General features: G+C 61.1%; 18 protein-coding genes. 16 read left to right on the top strand and 2 right to left on the bottom strand.

The window, feature by feature from the left end; all coding sequences use genetic code 11:
- Nucleotides 1–428 precede the first annotated feature (428 nt).
- Entirely contained in the window at nt 429–1,055 is a 627-nt protein-coding gene (locus BRA49_RS02545; protein WP_292383174.1) for a hypothetical protein, read from the top strand.
- Nucleotides 1,056–1,241: 186 nt separating this feature from the next.
- Here BRA49_RS02545 and BRA49_RS02540 read toward each other — a convergent pair whose 3' ends face one another.
- Together BRA49_RS02540 and BRA49_RS02535 are read right to left on the bottom strand one after the other, a co-directional pair.
- Nucleotides 1,242–1,934, bottom strand: a complete 693-nt coding sequence (locus BRA49_RS02540; protein WP_292383172.1) for a KaiC domain-containing protein — start codon at nt 1,932–1,934, stop codon at nt 1,242–1,244.
- Nucleotides 1,934–2,770 carry an RAD55 family ATPase gene (locus tag BRA49_RS02535; RefSeq protein WP_292383170.1) on the bottom strand — a complete coding sequence of 279 codons (837 nt, stop codon included), beginning with the start codon at nt 2,768–2,770 and terminating at the stop codon, nt 1,934–1,936. Before BRA49_RS02535 ends, BRA49_RS02540 begins: the two co-directional genes overlap by 1 nt.
- A 199-nt stretch (nt 2,771–2,969) precedes the next feature.
- Between BRA49_RS02535 and BRA49_RS02530 the strand changes: the two genes are divergently transcribed.
- The 15 genes from BRA49_RS02530 (at nt 2,970) to BRA49_RS02460 (ending at nt 18,863) form a co-directional block, all read left to right on the top strand.
- Nucleotides 2,970–4,655, top strand: a complete 1,686-nt coding sequence (locus BRA49_RS02530; RefSeq protein ID WP_394339102.1) for a type II/IV secretion system ATPase subunit — start codon at nt 2,970–2,972, stop codon at nt 4,653–4,655.
- Nucleotides 4,655–6,595: a type II secretion system F family protein gene (locus BRA49_RS02525; protein ID WP_292383167.1), complete on the top strand. Its 1,941-nt coding sequence runs from the start codon at nt 4,655–4,657 to the stop codon at nt 6,593–6,595. The genes BRA49_RS02530 and BRA49_RS02525 overlap by 1 nt, the downstream gene beginning before the upstream one ends.
- A gap of 91 nt (nt 6,596–6,686) precedes the next feature.
- On the top strand, nt 6,687–6,842 hold the full coding sequence (locus BRA49_RS02520) for a hypothetical protein (protein WP_292383165.1): 156 nt from the start codon (nt 6,687–6,689) through the stop codon (nt 6,840–6,842).
- Nucleotides 6,826–7,362: an alpha/beta hydrolase gene (locus BRA49_RS02515; RefSeq protein ID WP_292383163.1), complete on the top strand. Its 537-nt coding sequence runs from the start codon at nt 6,826–6,828 to the stop codon at nt 7,360–7,362. Before BRA49_RS02520 ends, BRA49_RS02515 begins: the two co-directional genes overlap by 17 nt.
- 51 nt (nt 7,363–7,413) lie before the next feature.
- Nucleotides 7,414–7,743 carry a V-type ATPase subunit subunit G family protein gene (locus BRA49_RS02510; RefSeq protein ID WP_292383162.1) on the top strand — a complete coding sequence of 110 codons (330 nt, stop codon included), beginning with the start codon at nt 7,414–7,416 and terminating at the stop codon, nt 7,741–7,743.
- Nucleotides 7,730–9,694 (top strand): V-type ATP synthase subunit I, encoded by a 1,965-nt coding sequence (locus BRA49_RS02505; RefSeq protein ID WP_292383160.1) that lies wholly within the window; start codon nt 7,730–7,732, stop codon nt 9,692–9,694. Before BRA49_RS02510 ends, BRA49_RS02505 begins: the two co-directional genes overlap by 14 nt.
- Nucleotides 9,695–9,696: 2 nt before the next feature.
- Nucleotides 9,697–9,945, top strand: coding sequence for an ATPase (locus BRA49_RS02500; RefSeq protein WP_292383159.1), 249 nt, complete (start codon nt 9,697–9,699; stop codon nt 9,943–9,945).
- Between the two features lie 11 nt (nt 9,946–9,956).
- Nucleotides 9,957–10,535 carry a V-type ATP synthase subunit E family protein gene (locus BRA49_RS02495; protein WP_292383157.1) on the top strand — a complete coding sequence of 193 codons (579 nt, stop codon included), beginning with the start codon at nt 9,957–9,959 and terminating at the stop codon, nt 10,533–10,535.
- A 12-nt stretch (nt 10,536–10,547) separates the two neighbouring features.
- Nucleotides 10,548–11,606 carry a V-type ATP synthase subunit C gene (locus BRA49_RS02490; protein WP_292383155.1) on the top strand — a complete coding sequence of 353 codons (1,059 nt, stop codon included), beginning with the start codon at nt 10,548–10,550 and terminating at the stop codon, nt 11,604–11,606.
- Nucleotide 11,607: 1 nt separating this feature from the next.
- On the top strand, nt 11,608–11,910 hold the full coding sequence (locus BRA49_RS02485; protein WP_292383153.1) for a V-type ATP synthase subunit F: 303 nt from the start codon (nt 11,608–11,610) through the stop codon (nt 11,908–11,910).
- A complete protein-coding gene (locus BRA49_RS02480; RefSeq protein WP_292383151.1) occupies nt 11,910–13,664 on the top strand; it encodes an ATP synthase subunit A in 1,755 nt (584 codons plus the stop codon). Before BRA49_RS02485 ends, BRA49_RS02480 begins: the two co-directional genes overlap by 1 nt.
- Before the next feature lie 2 nt (nt 13,665–13,666).
- A complete protein-coding gene (locus tag BRA49_RS02475) occupies nt 13,667–15,052 on the top strand; it encodes an ATP synthase subunit B (protein WP_292383735.1) in 1,386 nt (461 codons plus the stop codon).
- A 6-nt stretch (nt 15,053–15,058) separates the two neighbouring features.
- Nucleotides 15,059–15,685, top strand: coding sequence for a V-type ATP synthase subunit D (locus BRA49_RS02470; protein ID WP_292383150.1), 627 nt, complete (start codon nt 15,059–15,061; stop codon nt 15,683–15,685).
- 22 nt (nt 15,686–15,707) lie between these two features.
- Nucleotides 15,708–16,922 (top strand): phosphoglycerate kinase, encoded by a 1,215-nt coding sequence (locus BRA49_RS02465; protein ID WP_394339098.1) that lies wholly within the window; start codon nt 15,708–15,710, stop codon nt 16,920–16,922.
- A gap of 324 nt (nt 16,923–17,246) precedes the next feature.
- Complete coding sequence (locus BRA49_RS02460; RefSeq protein WP_292383149.1) at nt 17,247–18,863, top strand: IS1634 family transposase; 1,617 nt, start codon at nt 17,247–17,249, stop codon at nt 18,861–18,863.
- Nucleotides 18,864–18,884: the final 21 nt, after the last annotated feature.

Here is an 18,884-nt window from a genome sequence, read left to right as displayed (position 1 = left end):
TTCCGGCAGTCGTTCCCCGCCCGGCCTCCGGCCTCCTCCTCCGCACCTGCGATGCTCATGCTCCGGCCCCATGGCCCGTCGCAATCTGCACCTGACGGTGCTCCAACTCCTGCCGTTCCGGCAGTCGTTCCCCGCCCCCTGGCGCGGGGGCAGTGCGTGGCGATATGCGATGGACGGGAGCGTCCGGAGCACGAGCACCGCAGGTGCGTAGTCCCCTCGAAATCCGTGCCCGGAGTGCGATCGGGAAATAGTCACACCCCTCTCTCCTCATGATTATTCGAACCCCTCCGAATGCCTGGGGCTCCAAACGCTTGCACGTTGCCCCCCTCACGTGCTCGAACTCCGGATGTCCCCGGCGCCGGCCGGCCCGCTCCCGGGCCACACCCGGGCCGAAACCCTTATCTCTTCTCCGTAACTCTTCAGGAACCATGTCTCTCCCCCGGGCCGGGATGCTCGCTGCCGCCGTCATCCTGGCCCTGTATGCGATCGTCGCTGCAGTGGTGCTGACCACGCCCTACCAGGATCCGCTCCGCGTCGTAGCCCGCCTCCTCGCCCTGTGGGGGTTCCTCTCTCTCGGCATCGCGGTCATCCTGACGCCGTTCCTCCGGGAGATCATGAAAGTCTTCGGCAGGCCGTTTCTTAACGTGCACCACACCTTCGCCGCCGTCGGCCTCCTCCTCCCGACGCTGCACCCCGTGACTCTCGCCATAGCGTCGTTAAACCCCGCCATATTCATCCCGGTCTTCTTCCCCTGGGAGCGGTTCTGGCTGAACGCAGGCCGACCCGCGCTCTACCTCCTCTATATTGCCTTCGCCGCCGTGCTGCTCCGGAAGTATATCCCGAAGTACTGGCGGTGGGTGCACGGCCTGATGTACGTCGTGCTCCTCTTTGCCGTCGTGCACGGGAATCTGATCGGGACCGATTTCGAGAACCCGGTCATCTGGGTGCTCTTCAACACGCTTTTTTCCCTCGCCGTCGCGGCGTTCATCCTCAAGCGGTGGCAGAAGATGCAGAAGAAGAAGGGGGCCGGCCGGGGCAGCGGCGCACGGGGGTGACCCCGGCTGCCGCCGGGGGGGCGCCCTGGTGGGCTCTGGTTCTACAGAACATCATACGCCCCTGTAAATCTGCTCGCGTGAGACCTCTTACCACGTTGCTGGCACTCCGCTTCTGCGAAGCGTCGCCATCGAAAATTGCTGCGCAATTTTCTCAAGCTCCGCCTGCCCCAAAGGGGCACGCGTCGCTTAGAACAAACTCGCCTCTGAGTAGACCCTGATCCGGTCCTGGAAGATCTCGAACGGCTTGATCTCGTGGGAATGGGCCGATCGACGCATCTTCACGACCTCGAGGGCCTGGTGCACCTCGGTGAGCCCCGGGGACCGGACACGATGGAGAAGGATCACCGTATCTCCCAGGTACTCGGCAAGGCCGTACCTGCTCTCCTCCGGGTTTGCCGTGTTGGTCTCGCTCGTCAGCACCAGGGTGCAGGCCTCGTCCCGCATCATCTCGACGAACCCGAACATCTCCTGTCGCCGGACGGCATCGTCCACAAAGAGTCCCTCGAAGAGCGATATTGGGTCGATGATCACTCTTGATGCCCCGAAACTCTTGATGAGAGCAGGGAGCTCGCACTTGATGCTGCTGATAGCGAGGTTGAAGTCGGTTGGGTCCAGCCTCAAGAGGTAGAGCCGGTCGCCGACAACCTCCGGGTCCCACCCCTTCTGCGCGATAGTGGCGCGGAGGAGTTCTTCCCGCTCTTCGAGACTGATGTAGATCACCTTCTCACCCTGTTTGAGTCCCGCATACGCGAACTGGAGAGCGAACATTGTCTTTCCGGTACCGTAGGTACCGACGATCGCGCAGATGCTCCCCTCCAGAAGCCCCCCGAGGAGCATCTCGTCGAGCCCCTCGACCCCGAACTTCACCCGGCCTGCCATTATACCACCACCCTGATGTTGCGCACCTCAAACCCCCCTGTTGCCGAGATCGAGACCGCGAACCTCACCAGGTCCCTGTCCTCGAGGCGGGGCATCACGCCCCGGAACTTCCCGAAGTACATAACCCGCTGCCGGCGCTGCGCGCCGGCCTCCTCCCAGTGGAAGAGGATTGTGGCGTCGACGCAGTCGGCGATCTCAAGTTCCTGCGACCGGTCCAGGATCCCGGAAGTGAGCAGGAGATAGACAGTGGTGTTCCGGCGTTTCGCCGCCCGCTGCAGCCCGCGCAGGAAGGCGACGAACGCATGCCGCCGGACCCCCTCCATCTGCGGCGGGGCGATATCGGTCAGCGAGTCCAGGATGACCAGGCTGTTCTTCGGGCACCCGTCAAGCACCCGGGAGAGTTCTGCAAGGATGCTGCCATCTTCCCTGCGCTGCTTCTTCTGCAGACGTTCGATGACGCTCCCCTCCCCGTACCAGCCCGGGGGGACGATGCTGGCATCGAAGTAGAGCTCCGAGAGGTCGTGAAAGACGATCCCCGTCTCAAGTTGCTCGTAAAGACCCGGGTTGAACGAGAGGGCTATCTCCTCAAGGATATCCTCCTGCATCCGGGTGAACGTCACATACGCGACGCTCTCCGGGAGCATGAGGTGCTCGCCGGCCGCTCCGCTCCGCTTCAGGATGCAGAGGTTCATGAGCGAGGTCTGTACAAACTCAACGCTGCCGGCACCGTGCTCCCCGAGAAGCAGCACCACCGATCCCGGCGGAACGCCCCCGTCCAGCACGGGATCGAGCGAGGCGATGCCCGTCGGCATCCGTAGTTGGAGGCGGTCATGCATGGATATCTACTATATGAGAGTCGCGATTAAAACGTTCTGGTCCTGTGCGGGTTCTCTGGAAGTTGCGGCAGGAGGAGGCTACTCTGCGCGAAAAAGCAGGTTTATAAGGATGCCGCTCCAGATCACACGTATAAATCTTAGCCCGCCCATCCACCGGGAAAGGTGGCCGGGATTGGAGCAAGAGAGGTCACGGGAGCATATGCAGGGGGAGGCCAGCGAGCCAACGGTTGAAGGAGGCAGCACACCGTCCAGCGAGGGTGCTGCGGTGACGGCAGGAAGAGACACGGCCCGGTTCAGTCCGACTGGCCTCCTGGGCCGTCTCCTCCGCCCCCGGAAGGACAACGGGGCCACGGCGCGGTATGACCCCGCAACGCACGGCCACCTCGTGGATGCGGTGGTCCCGGCGGGCTACCAGGAGATCGGCCGCTACTGGATCACCGAAGGGCTTGCCCTCGCCGTGGTAGCCCGGAACACGCAGACAAACCAGGCCGAATACCTTCTCTTCGAGCCGGTGCTCTCGGAGTTCGAGTACGAACTCCTGGAACGGCTCTTCGACGACCTCCGCGACGTTCTGATCCTCGACGACCATGACATGGCCTCCGACCGCCGGGAGGTCCTTTCCGGGAAGATGGAGGGCCTCCTCGTGGAGTACGGCCTCGCCCTCGCCGATGCTTCGGTCTTCCGGCTCCGTTACTACCTCGAACGCAACTTCCTCGGCTGGTCGCGTATCGATGCGCTGATCAACGATAGCCGGATCGAGGATATATCCTGTGACGGCACGCAAATTCCGCTCTTCCTGTATCATCGGGAGCACCAGAACATCAAGACGAACATCCTCTTCGATGAGTCGGCCTTAAACTCGCTTGCGATCACGCTCGCCCAGCGTTCGGGGAAGCACATCTCCATAGGTAGCCCGATCGTAGACGCGACCCTCCCCGACGGCTCACGGTTGCAGCTCACCTTCGGCACCGAGGTCACCACCCGCGGCACGTCATTCACAATCCGGAAGTTCCGCGAGACACCGCTTACGCCCGTGGAACTGATCGAGACGAACACTTTCGACGTCGATCAGCTCGTCTACTTCTGGATGGCGATCGAGAACAACAAGAGCCTGCTCTTCATCGGCGGCACCGCATCGGGAAAGACCACGTCGCTCAACGCGGTCGCTCTCTTCATCCCCCCGCTTGCAAAGATTGTCTCCATCGAGGACACCCGCGAGATCACGCTCTTTCACGAGAACTGGATCGCGAGCGTCACACGCGAGACGGCATTCGAGGGGTCCGGCACCATCACCATCGGGATGTTCGATCTCCTCAAGGCCGCGATGCGGCAGCGCCCCGAGTACATCCTTGTCGGGGAGGTCCGGGGGAGGGAAGCCCAGACGCTCTTTCAGGCGATGAATACCGGGCACACGACGTTCTCCACCATGCATGCCGGCGGGGTCGACGCGGCGATCCACCGCCTGGGGAGCGAGCCGCTCAACGTGCCGAGGAACATGCTCCAGGCGCTCGACATCATATCCGTCCAGGCGCTCACCCACCGGGGGCCCGACCGCGTGAGGAGGTGCCGGGAGATCGTCGAACTGGCCGGGATCGACCCGCTCACCGGCAACCTCCAGGTGAACACGGTCTACGAGTACAACCCCGTACCCGACACCTTCTCGTATTCCGGACGGTCCCGGATCTACGCCGAGATCATGGGATACCGCGGCTGGAATCGGACCCGGCTCGACGAGGAACTGCAGATTAGACGGAAGATCCTTCTTGCGATGCGCGAGCAGGGTATCAAAGACTACAGGGCGGTTGCCCGGATCATCCAGGCCTTCGCGATCGAGCCTGACCGGGTGCTCGCCTCCCTCGACGACCTTGGTGGGTTGATCCGGTGATGCTTCCCGCGGCCGCGCGGTTCCGCCGACTCGTCCGCTGGTGGGTGGGACGCGACCCCCTGCGCTACCGGGGTCTCCACGAGGACCTCATTGCGGCGAACAGTGGGGTGACGCTTGACCGCTACCTCCTGCGAACGTTCCTCATCTCCGGGCTCTTCGGCCTCTTCTGGGCCACTCTGGGGTTCCTGGCGATGCATCTTGCAGTTCTCCCGCAGGTGAGGGTCAGGGTCTACAACGTCTTTGCCCTCCGGCTGCCGGGGTTCGTCCAGACGGACGCCATGATCGATCTCTTGCAGGTCGCCGCGAGCGCAGTCATCTTCGTCCTCACCGCTTACGCCGCCTACGTCTTCTTCCTGCGATACCCGTCCATCCTGAAGAAGAACCGGGCAACCCGGATCAACCTGCTGCTCCATAACGCCGTCTCCTACATGTACGCCATGCGTCAGGGCGGGGCGGAGATGATGGGGATCTTCCGGGCGATCAGTATGAACTCGGCGGTCTACGGTGAAGCAGCCCACGAGTTCCGCCGCGTCGTCCGGGACACCGACTACTTCGGCTACGACCAGATCACGGCGCTCCGGCACCTGCAGGAGACAACCCCTTCGGAGAAACTGCGGGAGTTCGTTCAGGACCTCATCTCCGTGGTCGAGAGCGGGGGAGACGTACTCGGGTTCCTTGATGCCCGGGTGCGGATATACCAGGAAGATGCCCGGTTCGAGCAGAAGACCTTTCTTTCCACGCTCCAGCTGGCTGCCGAGGCCTATGTGACGCTCTTTGTCGCCGGCCCGCTTTTTATCATCATCGTCATGGTCGTCATGGGTCTCATGAGCGGCGCGCCGATCCTGGAACTCTCCATCGTCATCTACCTCCTCATCCCGGTCGGGTCGCTCTTCTTCATCCTTGCAATCGACGCAATCTCGATCAAGACCGAGACCGTCGAGCGGTATACCGAGGCACGCTGGCTCCGTGAGTTCGCCGACGTCCGGGTCGAGGAGCGTACCGGCGACGAGCAGTCTTCCCGGCAACTGGAGCGTTACGATCGGGTCCGGAAAATCCGGGCCTTCGTGCGCCACCCCCTCCAGGCGTTCCTCGTCGAACCGAACCGGACGTTCTACGTGACGGTGCCGGTCGCGCTCGGGTACGTCCTCCTCACCGTCCTTGCGACCCCGGCCTACGCCGACCCCGAGATCCTCGTCGACGTCCTGGACGACCACATGATCGTGGCGCTGTTGATCGTCCTTCTCCCTTTCGGCATCGTTCACCTGTTCTGGCGGAGAAAGGTGATGGGGCTCGAAGCGGCGATCCCCGAGTTCCTCAATCGCCTCTCCGGAATAAACCAGGTGGGCCTGACACTCGCGCAGGCGATCTCGATCCTCGTAAAGGCAGATCTCGGGGTGCTGACCTACGAGATCCGGAAGGTCAAGCGTGACATCGAGTGGGGTGCCAGCGTCCAGGAGGCGCTCGTGCGGTTTGAGGAGCGGATACGCACCCCCACCATCGCCCGGGCGGTGACCCTGATCACGACAGCGAGCCGGATGACCGGATCTATCGGTGAAGTGCTGAACATCGCAGCCCGCGACGCAGCGATCTCGGAGAACCTCAAGCGCGAGAGAGAGGCTGATATGTTCATCTACACCGCCATCATCTACCTGGTCTTCATCGTCTTCGTCTTCGTTGTGACCATCATCGATATCCAGTTTCTCTCCGTGCTGGCCGATGTCAACGCCCTCTCCACCGGCGGCACGGTGGCCGCCGCAGTGCCTATCGGGCACACCCCCATCATAACCTTCGAACGCCTCCTCTACCACGGGTGCCTCATCCAGGCACTCTTCTCCGGCCTGATCGCCGGGCAGATGGGGGAGGCGTCGATCCGGGCGGGCGTCAAACACGCAGCCGTAATGCTCATCATCGCGCTCGTGGTCTTCACCGTCGTTGTCTAGGGCCCTTATACCTTCCGCGCCCCCTCCCGCCCGGGGTGCCGCGATAGGGTTTTATATTCTCCGCCCCCCACTTCTCTCCTGGTGATGCCAGATGTGTACAGTTGGTGGACCTGTCGATATCGAGTTTGATGATGAGCGGGTAAAGGGCACAAGTTACCGGTGCAAAGAGTGCGGCGAGCGATTCAAAGGCGTCGGAAAGCGGCCCATGTGCCCGAGCTGCCAGTCGGAAGATGTCGAAGAAGTCTGAAGGCGGCGCTTCCGGGAGCCCCCCCGCCGGGCCGGGCGGGATGACCGTACCCCTCGGGGGGGACCTCCTGCTCATCCAGGGAGAACGCTCTTTTCTGCTTGTGGGGAACGCCGGTTCCCGGTTCACACTCTGCATCGAGGTCCCTGACGACGAGTACTGCCTCGCAGTCGACCCCGACGACCTGATTGCCGTCTCCATGCCGGAAGGCGGGCCTGTCGAGCAGGCACGCATGATGCTCGAGATGGTCCGGCGATACCATATCCCCCTCGTCGTCCTCCCGAAGGACCACCCCGGGTCGAAGCGGTTATCGATGGTCGTCTCAGTCGCCCCGGAGATCGTTCTCTCCTGCGATATTCGCCGGGGGACCCATCCCGAGCAGCACCTGCTCTGCTCGTCGACGGAGCTCTCCGGGCTCTCGCTTGCCGGAATTCCCGGGGGCGTTTCGATCGAACAACTGCCCTTCGGGGTGACAGTGAAGCATCTGGAAACGGAAAATTCCTCCGCGGACAAACAACAATAAATATATGCTTATTTTCATCAAATATTCATGAGCCGTGAGAAGGAGGGTTTGATGAAGACCGATGTCCTGAAAAGCATCAGGGAAACTGAAGAAGAGTATCAGGCAATGATCCGTGATGCGCAGGCTGAGAGGAAGAAGAGCCTCTCGGATGCCGAGATGGAGGCTGACAACCTGGTCCTGAAGGCACAGAACGATGCCGCGGAGTACAGGAATCAACGCCTTGCCGAGGCACGGGCCCAGGCGCAGAGCAGATATGCAGAGATTGTTAAGGAGGGTGAAGCGCGCGCAGAACAGCTGAAGGCAGCGGGGAACAAGAACCTTGCAAGAGCTGTAGACTTGATTGTTGCACGGTTTAAGGAGCAACTGCATGTTACGGCCTGAACAGATGCGCCGGCTGCTCATCGCGACCCCGAAGGGTGAGATCGAGACCATCATCAGCGAGCTCTACCGTCACAACGTCTATCACATCGAAGACTTCGTGCCGGAGAGCGAGTCCGCTGAAGCGCTCTCGATCGGCCACCCGCTTCCCGGGGCGAGCGATGCGGCTTCGGCGCTCATCAAGGTCAGAGCGATCGAGAATGCGTGCGGGATAGACCCGGATAACGTAGAAATCAGAACAAAGCTCCCCGCATCGAAGGTCAGGGCGATGATAGAGACGGATCTTCCCTCCATCCAGAAGGAGGTAGAAGACCTCGTCGCAACACGCTCGAAGCTGGAGGCGCGGCAGAAGGAGCACGAGCAACGCGCAAGAGAACTGGAACCGTTTGCTGCGGTCCCCCTGGATCTGGAACTCTACCGCGGGTATACGCGGTTTACCGTCTTTACCGGGCATATCATGCACGATGTGTCCATCGACGTCCCCCACGAGAAATATTTTTCCGATAAGGTGGACGGCAACATGATCGTCGTCGTGGTGGCAAACGAGCACCGTGAAGAGGTCGAGCGAACCCTTCTCGATGCCGGGTTCCAGGTGATCCCCATCCCGGAGGAGACCGGGGCGCCGGCTGATCGCCTGGCGGCTCATATCGACGAGACCCGGCAGGCAAATACCGAGATTGCCGCGGTCAATGAGAAGATAGCGGGGGTCCGGGAGAGGCACACCGATCTCCTGGTAGCATGCGATGAACTACTCACGGCTGATGTAGAGCGGGCGGAAGCCCCGTTGCGGTTTGCTACCACAGAGGAGACCTTTATCACTGAAGGGTGGGTGCCTGGCGATCAGGCGGAGAGGATCCGGGATGCACTCGAGCGGGTGACCGGTGGGCGGGTATACATCGAAGAACTGGAGATCGAGGACGATTCCCGTGTCCCGGTGGAGTATGAGAACCCGTCGTTCGCCTCACCGACCCAGGTGCTCATGGATATCTACGCGCGGCCCAGGTACTCCGAGCTCGACCCGACGCTGATGGTAGCCGTTGTGTTTCCCATCTTCTTTGGGTTGATCCTCGGCGACGTGGGCTACGGAGCAATCCTGCTTGCCCTGAGCCTCGGGCTGCGGAAGTTCCTGAAAGGCGACGAAGGAAGGATGCTCCTCAAGGTGCTCAGTTACGCAAGCATCTCAAGCATCATATTCGGCATACTCTACAGCGAATTCTTCGGGGCTGCGCTCCCATGGCCGGCGCTGTTCTTCTCCCGGCACCTCAACATAGGGGTTGCCGCGGGCGGTCACGGCCCCCAGGTAGCCGAGCTCATGGTCCTTGCGATCTGGATCGGTATCCTGCACATCACGCTCGGGCGCATCCTCGGCATGGTCAATGCCCGGAAGTTCCACCATGGGAAGCATGCGGCCAAGGCGGCAATCGCCAACGCCGGATGGCTCGGGACGATGTGGGGGATCATCATCATGATCTGGGCCTTCTACGCCATTCCGTTGATGCCCGACCTGACGGGTCTTCCTGTTGTCGTCATGGGGTTCAACGTTGCCGCCGTAGCAGGAGCAGTCCTTCTGGTGGCAGGCATCATAGGCATCGCCCAGGAGAATCCGCTCGAGCTCGTCGAACTCCCGTCGATCATCAGTCACGTGTTATCTTACGCCCGTCTTGTGGCGGTGGGCTTATCCTCGGTCGCTATTGCGATGGTGGTCAACTTCATCGCGATTGGCATGATGATACAGCCCCAGCTTGAAGCGATCACACCGGTCGGCGTGATCATCATCATCTTCGGCATTCTCGTCCTCCTGTTGGGCCACCTGCTAAACACAGCACTTGGTCTCCTCGGCGGCGGTCTGCACTCGATTCGTCTTCACTATGTTGAGTTCTTCACCAAGTTCTACAAAGGTGGAGGCAAGAAGTACAATCCATTTGGCATGAAATCTAAGTTTATGGAGGAGTAAAAATGGTAGATGTTGGCATGACTCTTGAAATGGTACAGGCATCGCAGTTGGGAATGAAAGCACTCGGTGCAGGCCTCGCTGTCGGCCTCACCGGCATCGGCGCCGGTGTCGCCGAGATGGCGATCGGTTCTGCTGCGGTCGGGGCGACGGCAGAGAACCGCGACGTATTCGGTCTGGTGCTGCTCCTGACAGTTATTCCCGAAACCATCGTCATCTTCGGTCTTGTGGTTGCACTGCTGCTTCTGTTCTGATGGAGTGAACCATGGGACTCGAAGCAGTCGTCAACGAGATCCGGGAGAAAGGGCGAAGAGAGGTTGAGGCGGCCCGGGCAGAGACCCGGGCCGATGTCGAGGAGATCCTGAAGGATGCACAGGCCCGGGCTGCCGCGATCAAGGTCTCGGCTGAAGAGGAAGCAGACCGGGCGACCACCCACACCATCAACCAGGAAGCCTCGGCGGCGAACCTCGTCGTCAAACGACAGGTCTTAAACGCCCAGAAGGTGCTCCTGGATCAGGTCTACTCGGCCTCGCTCGCTGCTGTCGGTGACCTGCCTCCTGAGTTCCACGAGAAGGCGCTCACAGACCTGTTGAAGAGAGCGGCGAAGGAGATTAAGAAAGGTACCGTGCATACAAACGAGCGGGACATCCCGGTTGCCGAAGGAATCATCTCCCGGTTAAAGACTCTCTCGGGCTACGCCGTGGGTGACCCGGTTGAGATTCCCGGCGGCATCATCGTCGAGAGTATCGACGGCGAGCTGCAGCTCGATTTCAGTTACAGCACGTTTCTGGATGAGATCTGGGAATCCGCCCTGAAGGATGCGTCGGATATACTGTTTACATGAGGGGGTTCATACATGGCAGGGATAAGTAGCGGATTGGCGACCAATTACATCTACGCCTGCACCCGCATGCGGGTACGGCGCTCACTGCTGATACCGCGCGAAGATTATCTCCGGATGCTGAATATGAGCCTGCCTGAGATCACCCGGTTCATCGGCGAGACCAATTACCGGTCCGAGATCGATGAACTCGGCACCTCCTTCTCCGGGATCAACCTCGTTGAGGAGGCCTTGAGCTGGAACCTTGCCAAGGAGTACCAGAGTATCCTGGAGCTTGTGCCCGGGGAACTGAAGTACTTCACCGCGAGTTATCTGCGCCGATGGGATATCCAGAACGTCGTCACTATCCTGCGCGGTAAGATGCAGGGTATGCGGCCGGGTAAGATCAAGGAGGTCCTGATCCCGGCCGGCAAGCTGGACAAGATCGCTCTCGACCGTCTGATCGCCGAGGAGTCGCCGGAACGGGTCGCCGAGGCGCTCAAGGGCGAGCGGTTCTACCCGGTCATCGAGCGGGAACTTCCCCGTGCGATGGAGACCGGGTCGTTTGCCCATCTCGAGAACGAGCTCTACAAGGGCTATTACGCACGGCTCGTCGCCGACGCCACGGAAGGCGTCAAAGGCGGTGAGATCTTCCTGAAGTACATCCGGCTTGAGATCGATATCCGGAACATCCAGAATCTCTTCCGTCTCCGGGCGGGGCACATCCGTGAGGATGTCAGGGAACTGATGATCCCCGGCGGCTCCTTTAAGGTGGAAGAACTGCAGCGGCTCTCGGGGCTTGAGGACCAGGACGAGTTCATCGACGCCTTAAAGCGACAGGTAAAGATGACCCCGCTCCTGAATGCGCTCGAGGCGATCCGGGGCACGACCGCCATCCACGAGATCGAGGTTGCGCTGACCCGGGTTCAGCTGGATCAGATGGAGCGGATGTCGAAGCGGTATCCGTTCTCGATCCTTCCGGTCATCGTCTACCTTGAGGAGAAGAAGTACGAGGTCGCGAACCTTCGCGCCCTCGCCCGGGGTAAGGAGGCCGGCCTCCCCGGTGAGCGATTACAGGGCTACCTGGTGATGTAGAATGGAGATCGCAATAGTCGGTACCAGTGAATTCATCCTCGGGTTTCGGCTCGCGGGGGTTAGAAAGACCTACGCGGCCGAGACCGACGAGCGGCTGGTCGAGTACATCAACCAGGTGCTGGATGACAGGGACGTCGGCATCCTCGTGCTGAAGGGCAGCGACATGGAGCGGATCCCCCTGCGGCTTCGCACCACCCTCGAGAACTCCGTCAAGCCGACGGTGATCGCGATCGGCGGAGAAGAGGGCGGCCTGTCGATGAGAGAGAGAATCAAGAGATCGGTGGGTGTTGATCTGTGGAAGTAATGAAGAAAGGAAAAGAAAACAGGGCTCATGGAGCCCTGAAACGGATTTCTGGGCCGGTCGTCACTGCTGTCGGTCTCGACGCACACATGTACGACGTGGTGAAGGTCGGCGATGAGGAACTGATGGGGGAGGTCATCAAGATCGAGGGTGAGAACACCATCATCCAGGTCTATGAAGACACCGCCGGCATCAGGCCCGGCGAGCCGGTGAGCAATACCGGTCTCTCGCTCGCAGTGGAGCTCGGGCCCGGTCTGCTGACCAGTATCTACGATGGGATCCAGCGGCCGCTCGAGGTGCTCGTGGACAAGATGGGCAACTTCATCGAACGCGGCGTCTCGGCTCCCGGCCTCTCTCACGAGAAGAAGTGGGAGTTCGTGCCCACGATGAAGGTGGGTGATGTCGTCAAGGCCGGCGATATCCTCGGGACGGTCCAGGAGACGAACATCGTCCACAAGGTCATGGTCCCGCCCCGCTCGAAGGGCGGTAAGATCAAGAAGATCGTGGGCGGCAATTTCACGGTCGACGAGACCATCTGCACCTTCGAGGACGGCACCGAGATCACGATGCTCCAGCGCTGGCCGGTCCGTGTGCCCCGCCCCGTGAAGGAGAAACTGAACCCGGACATCCCGCTGATCACCGGTCAGCGGATCCTGGACGGTCTCTTCCCCATCGCCAAGGGCGGCACGGCGGCTATCCCCGGCCCGTTCGGGAGCGGCAAGACGGTCACCCAGCAGCAGCTCGCAAAGTGGTCCGATGCGGAGATCGTCGTCTACATCGGCTGCGGTGAGCGCGGCAACGAGATGACCGAGGTTCTGACGGAGTTCCCCGAACTTGAGGACCCCAAGACCGGCAAGCCGCTGATGGAGCGGACGGTGCTGATCGCAAACACCTCGAACATGCCTGTCGCGGCCCGTGAAGCATCCGTTTACACGGGGATCACGATTGCCGAGTACTTCAGAGACATGGGCTACGATGTCTCCCTGATGGCCGACTCCACCTCCCGGTGGGCTGAGGCCATGCGTGAGATCTCGAGCCGTCTTGAGGAGATGCCCGGCGAAGAAGGGTATCCCGCATACCTTGCGGCACGCCTCTCGGAATTCTACGAGCGGGCAGGCCGCGTGGTGAACAACAACGGCACGAGCGGTTCGGTCTCGGTCATCGGCGCGGTCTCTCCGCCCGGCGGCGACTTCTCAGAGCCGGTCACCCAGAACACCCTGCGTATCGTCAAGGTCTTCTGGGCACTGGACGCGAAGCTCTCCCAGCGCCGGCACTTCCCGGCGATCAACTGGCTGAACTCCTACTCGCTCTACCTTGACGCGCTCAACGAATGGTACGACCGCGAGGTCTCGCCCGAGTGGAACCCGCTCCGGGCGTGGGCGATGGGTGTCCTCCAGAAGGAGGCCGAACTCCAGGAGATCGTCCAGCTGGTCGGTTCCGACGCTCTGCCCGACGAGGAGCAGGTCACCATCGAGGTGGCGAGGATGATCCGCGAGATCTTCCTGCAACAGAACGCCTACGATGCGGTAGATACGTTCTGCCCGATGGCCAAGCAGTACGACATGATGAAGGCAATCAAGCGCTACGCCGACCTCGCGCGTACCGCCCAGATCGGGGGAGCGACCCCGCAACAGGTCGTCGGCATCAAGAGCAAGAACGAGCTTGTGCAGATCAAGTTCATCAAGGACTACGAGCCCGTGCTCGATAAGATCCTGAAAGACATGGAAACTGAATTCGAAGCGATGAGGGCGGCGTGACCATGAAGGAGTACAGGACGATTGCACAGATTGCCGGCCCCCTGATCTTCGTTGAGAAGACGGAGCCGGTGGGCTACAACGAGCTCGTCAACATCGTGACCGCCGACGGCACGCAGAAGCGCGGCCAGGTGCTGGACACGAGCGACGAGATCGTGGTTGTCCAGGTCTTCGAGACCACCGCGGGTATCGGCAGGGACTCCGGGATCCGCTTCACCGGTGAGACGATCAAGATGCCGGTGGGAAGGGATATGCTCGGTCGTATCCTCTCCGGCGGCGGCAAGCCGATCGACGGCGGCCCGGAGATCGTGCCCGAAAAGCGGCTCGAGACCACCGGTGCGGCCATCAACCCCTACGCCAGGGCGCCCCCTGCGGACTTCATCCAGACGGGCATATCGACGATCGACGGGACGAACACCCTGGTTCGCGGTCAGAAACTCCCGATCTTCTCGGCATCTGGTCTCCCTCACAACGATGTGGCGCTGCAGATCGCCCGGCAGGCAAAGGTCCCCGGGTCGACCGAAGAGTTCGCCGTGGTCTTTGCGGCGATGGGTATCACCCGGGAAGAGGCCAACTACTTCATGGCCGACTTCGAGAAGACCGGCGCCCTTGAGAGGGCGGTCGTCTTTTTAAACCTTGCAGACGACCCGGCCGTCGAGCGTATCATCACGCCACGGCTCGCGCTCACCACGGCCGAGTACCTGGCGTTCGACCTCGGCTACCACGTGCTGGTCATCCTGACGGATATGACCAACTACTGCGAGGCGCTCCGTCAGATCGGGGCGGCCCGTGAAGAGGTGCCCGGGCGGCGCGGCTACCCGGGATACATGTACACGGACCTTGCCAGTATCTACGAGCGTGCCGGTATCATCAAGGGCGTCAAGGGCTCGGTGACCCAGATCCCGATCCTGACGATGCCAGGTGACGATATCACCCACCCGATCCCGGACCTGACCGGTTACATCACCGAAGGCCAGATCGTGGTCAACCGTGATCTGCACCGGAAGGGCATCTACGCCCCGATCAACGTGCTGCCCTCGCTGTCACGTCTGATGAACCTCGGTATCGGCAAGGGGCACACCCGCGAGGACCACAAGAAGGTCTCGGACCAGCTCTACGCGGCGTATGCCGAGGGTAACGACCTTCGTGGCCTTGTGGCCATCGTCGGCAAGGACGCGCTCTCGGAGCGTGACCGGATGTTCCTTGAGTTCGCCGACCTCTTTGAGGACCGGTTTGTCCGGCAGGGCCTCTACGAAGACCGGTCGATCGAGGAGACGCTCGACCTCGGCTGGGACCTCCTTGCGACACTGCCTGAAGAACAGCTCGTACGTATCGACCGCGAACTGATCCAGAAGTATCACCCGAAGTACCGGAAGAAGGCGCAGGGGTAAGTATCCATGGCGCTGCGAGACATCAAGCCGACCCGATCTGAGCTGATCAACGTCAAACGACGGATCAAACTCTCGGAGCGCGGCTATAACATCCTCAAGATGAAGCGCGATGGGCTGATCCTGGAGTTCTTCAAGGTGCTGCAGCAGGCGAAGGACAGCCGCGGCGCAATGCTGGAGCGGTATACACATGCGATGGAGATGATAGCCCTCGCGGAGACCGTCGAGGGTGCGATCGGGGTGAAGGCGGCCGCATTCTCGACGGCGGACGTCCCCGAGATCTCCCTCAAAAGTAAGAACATTATGGGCGTCGTCGTCCCGGAGATCCAGGCGTCTTCCGTCCGAAAGGGCGTGCTCGACCGCGGCTACGGGATGCTCGGCACCTCTGCCGTCATCGACGAGACCGCGGAGGCGTTTGAAGACCTGCTTGAGGCGATCATCGAGGCCGCCGAGATCGAGACGACCATGAAGCGGCTGCTCGATGAGATCGAGGGCACCAAGCGCCGGGTGAACGCGCTCGAGTTCAAGGTGATCCCCGAGCTCACCGAGGCCAGAGACTTTATCAAGATGCGGCTCGATGAGATGGAACGTGAGGAGCTCTTCCGCCTGAAAAAGATTAAGGCGCGGAGCGTCTGATCAGAGTTCGAGGTGATACCTGGTGGAGATCGGTACGCTTGCTGGTGCGGGGAAACTGACGGGAACGGTGATGCTGCGGGTCGACTTCAACTCGCCCATCGATCCCTCGTCGAACCAGATTCTGGACGACAAGCGGTTCCGCGAGCACCTGCCGACGGTGCAGGCACTCGAGGATGCGCGGCTTGTCGTCCTCACCCACCAGAGCAGGCCCGGCAAGAAGGATTTCACGACGCTTGAGGCGCACGCGGCGAAGCTGGAGCGGCTGCTCGGTCGCCCGGTGACCTACGTCGAGGACATCTTCGGCCGGTGCGCCCGGGAGGCGGTCCGGAATGCAAAGCGTGGGGACGTCCTGATGCTCGAGAACCTCCGGTTTGCCGCCGAGGAGAACCTGACCTTAAAGTCGGAGGAGGCAAAGAAGACCCTCCTTGTCCGGAGATTGGCGTCGATGGCCGACTTCTACGTCAACGATGCCTTCGGCACCGCGCACCGGTCGCAGCCGTCGATCGTAGGGCTGCCGCTCGCCCTCCCGTCGGTCGCCGGCCTCTTGATGGAGAAGGAGGTCGCGAACCTCTCTCGGGTATTCTCCGGCGCCCCGCGTCCCGTCACCTTTGTCCTTGGGGGGACGAAGGTGGACGACTCTCTTGCGGTCGCGGAGAACGTTCTCGCGCGGGGAACGGCCGACCGCGTGATCGTGGTCGGTGTGGTCGGAAACGTCTTCCTGCTTGCGGCAGGCTACAACATCGGGCGGCCTTCGGCCCGGCTGATCGACGATCTCGGTTACCGCGGCGAGGTCGAGAAGGCACGGGGTCTCCTTGAAACCTACCGGACCCGGATCTCTCTGCCACATTCGGTCGCCGTCCGTGAGGACAGCGAACGGGCAGAGTACCCGGTGGACGCCATCCCGGAGGACGCCCAGGTGCTGGACCTCGGGAGCGAGTCGATCGACCGCCTCTCAGGGGAGATCGCCAGCTCCGGGACGGTCGTGGTGAACGGGCCGGCCGGGCTCTTCGAGGAGGAGCAGTTCGCCGTCGGCACGTTCGAGCTCCTGAAGGCGGCCTCCACCGTGCAGTTCTCGGTGGTCGGCGGAGGGCACTCCGGCGCGGCCATCGAGCGGCTCGGTATCGAGGAGAGGTTTACGCACATCTCCACCGGCGGCGGGGCAGCGATCGAGTTCCTGACCGGGAAGAAGATGCCCGCCATCGAGGCGCTGGAGCTCTCCCGGAAGATCTTCGGGTGAAGGGCGTGATGCTCTCCTCTCTCCTGAATTTTCTCCGGCAACACCGGACCTGAAGTTCTCCAATGTTTGACAGTGGCTCTCTTCGGAGCCTGCGGTGAATGGTCGTCCGGCCTTCACGCGAGACCGGGTAAGTGACTGCTCCCGCGACTAAAGTCGCGGGCATCTACGGATGTTAACCGAGAGATTGCAGCCCCAATCTCATAATATTGATTGACGCGTTCAGATCGCGATTCATACTCAATCCGATCATCCGCAGTAAGAACCACCCCTTTCTAAATATCCAAAACCGCAAGATCTTTGTACTTTCAGCAAATAACCTTTCATATGCCTCTCGTTGATGGTTTCGACGACACCTCGATCCTCTCCATCGGCCATCTCGGCATTGTCGCCGGTGCTTACGACTCCCTCCAGATCGCTGATGTGATCGACGCTGCTCTCCCGAAAACCCGTCCCCACCATCTCAGCCACGCCCAGGTGCTCAAAGCCATGGTTCTCAACGGTCTCGGGTTCATCGAGCGCCGTCTCTACCTGTTTCCTGACTTCTTTGACGACATCGCCGTCGAACGTCTCCTCGGGGAGGGCATCACGCGGGACCACCTCAACGACGATGTGCTCGGCCGAACGCTGGACGCGATCGCTGCCTACGGCCCAACTGAGCTCTTCAACGAGATCGTTGCAGCATGCCTTCTTCCGACCGACTTCGGCTCCCACTGTATCCACATCGATACCACCAACTTCAGCGTCACCGGGGCGTATGAGCCCGACCTCGATGTGGGCGAGATCGCGATCACCTACGGCCATCCGAAGGATGGCCGGTGGGACCTCAAACGGTTTGTCCTCGGCATAGCCTCAAACCAGTATGGGATCCCGCTCTTTCTCCAGACATTCTCCGGCAACGAATCCGACAAAGAGACGATCCTGACCATCATCCAACACCTCAAAGAAAACCTGAGATCCGATGAGAAGGTCTACCATGTGGCGGATTCAGCCTTTTACACCGCACCCAACCTGCAGGCCCTGGGGCAGCACACGTTCTGGATCAGCCGGGTCCCGGCCACAATCAAGGAAGAGCGGGACCTGGTCCGGACCGAAGACCCGTTCTTGCCGTGTACCGACGACCGCTACACCTACCAGGAGCACTGCAGTGAGTATGCCGGGATCCGGCAGAAATGGGTGCTGTACCGGTCAGTTCCGATGTATGAGCGGGAAGAGAAGACGTTCGAGAAGAACCTGGCGAAGGATCTGGACCGGGCGCGAACATCGCTCCGGAAGCTCTGTGCCCGGGAGTTTGCCTGTGAACCGGATGCGCGTATGGCAGCCGAGGAGTGGTTGGAACGGCATCCGCGATACCAGTTCCGTAACCTTGACATCGCCACGATCACCCACAAGCAGGAGAAGAAACGGGGGAGGCCGAAGAACGGGGAACCGGTCCAGGTGTCGTACAAGAGTACAGCGGAGATCGAGTACAACCCTGCGGTGCTTGCCGAGGAACGGCGGATCCTCGGGAGGTTTGTCCTGGCAACGAACGATCTGGAGTTGTCAGCCGACGAACTGCTCGCCAACTACAAAGGACAGGGGGCGGTGGAACGGGGGTTTCGGTTCCTGAAGGATAAGTCGTTCCGGGTTGCTGAGGTCTTTTTGAAGAAGATATCCCGGATCCAGGCACTGGCGATGGTCATGGTGCTCTGCCTGTTCATTTACGCACTCACGGAGTTCCAGCTGCGACGAGAATTGGAGCGAACCGGCGAAACGGTGACCAGCCAGACGAAGAAACAGACCCAGCGGCCTACGTTGAAATGGATCTTCTTCCGGTTCCGGAGGGTGCGGGAGTTTGAAATGGTCGAGGAGGGGAGGAGGGTGAAACGGGTGACGAACCTGAATGAGGAGTTGCAGAAGATCCTGCGATTGCTGGGGAGGGAGTTCGAAAAATACTATACATGACGGAAGACATGCGGAATGTGC

The sequence above is a fragment of the Methanoculleus sp. UBA430 genome (genome assembly GCF_002506585.1).
Taxonomy (GTDB): Archaea; Halobacteriota; Methanomicrobia; order Methanomicrobiales; family Methanoculleaceae; genus Methanoculleus.
Note: the sequence above shows the minus strand (reverse complement) of the source record. Positions and strands in the feature narration are given on the sequence as shown.

Excerpts from the sequence above, each read along its gene's own strand:
- BRA49_RS02545 (WP_292383174.1), top strand. The coding sequence starts at position 429 with ATGTCTCTCCCCCGGGCCGGGATGCTCGCTGCCGCCGTCATCCTGGCC.
- BRA49_RS02540 (WP_292383172.1), bottom strand. The coding sequence starts at position 1,934 with ATGGCAGGCCGGGTGAAGTTCGGGGTCGAGGGGCTCGACGAGATGCTC.
- BRA49_RS02535 (WP_292383170.1), bottom strand. The coding sequence starts at position 2,770 with ATGCATGACCGCCTCCAACTACGGATGCCGACGGGCATCGCCTCGCTC.
- BRA49_RS02530 (WP_394339102.1), top strand. The coding sequence starts at position 2,970 with ATGCAGGGGGAGGCCAGCGAGCCAACGGTTGAAGGAGGCAGCACACCG.
- BRA49_RS02525 (WP_292383167.1), top strand. The coding sequence starts at position 4,655 with ATGCTTCCCGCGGCCGCGCGGTTCCGCCGACTCGTCCGCTGGTGGGTG.
- BRA49_RS02520 (WP_292383165.1), top strand. The coding sequence starts at position 6,687 with ATGTGTACAGTTGGTGGACCTGTCGATATCGAGTTTGATGATGAGCGG.
- BRA49_RS02515 (WP_292383163.1), top strand. The coding sequence starts at position 6,826 with ATGTCGAAGAAGTCTGAAGGCGGCGCTTCCGGGAGCCCCCCCGCCGGG.
- BRA49_RS02510 (WP_292383162.1), top strand. The coding sequence starts at position 7,414 with ATGAAGACCGATGTCCTGAAAAGCATCAGGGAAACTGAAGAAGAGTAT.
- BRA49_RS02505 (WP_292383160.1), top strand. The coding sequence starts at position 7,730 with ATGTTACGGCCTGAACAGATGCGCCGGCTGCTCATCGCGACCCCGAAG.
- BRA49_RS02500 (WP_292383159.1), top strand. The coding sequence starts at position 9,697 with ATGGTAGATGTTGGCATGACTCTTGAAATGGTACAGGCATCGCAGTTG.
- BRA49_RS02495 (WP_292383157.1), top strand. The coding sequence starts at position 9,957 with ATGGGACTCGAAGCAGTCGTCAACGAGATCCGGGAGAAAGGGCGAAGA.
- BRA49_RS02490 (WP_292383155.1), top strand. The coding sequence starts at position 10,548 with ATGGCAGGGATAAGTAGCGGATTGGCGACCAATTACATCTACGCCTGC.
- BRA49_RS02485 (WP_292383153.1), top strand. The coding sequence starts at position 11,608 with ATGGAGATCGCAATAGTCGGTACCAGTGAATTCATCCTCGGGTTTCGG.
- BRA49_RS02480 (WP_292383151.1), top strand. The coding sequence starts at position 11,910 with ATGAAGAAAGGAAAAGAAAACAGGGCTCATGGAGCCCTGAAACGGATT.
- BRA49_RS02475 (WP_292383735.1), top strand. The coding sequence starts at position 13,667 with ATGAAGGAGTACAGGACGATTGCACAGATTGCCGGCCCCCTGATCTTC.
- BRA49_RS02470 (WP_292383150.1), top strand. The coding sequence starts at position 15,059 with ATGGCGCTGCGAGACATCAAGCCGACCCGATCTGAGCTGATCAACGTC.
- BRA49_RS02460 (WP_292383149.1), top strand. The coding sequence starts at position 17,247 with ATGCCTCTCGTTGATGGTTTCGACGACACCTCGATCCTCTCCATCGGC.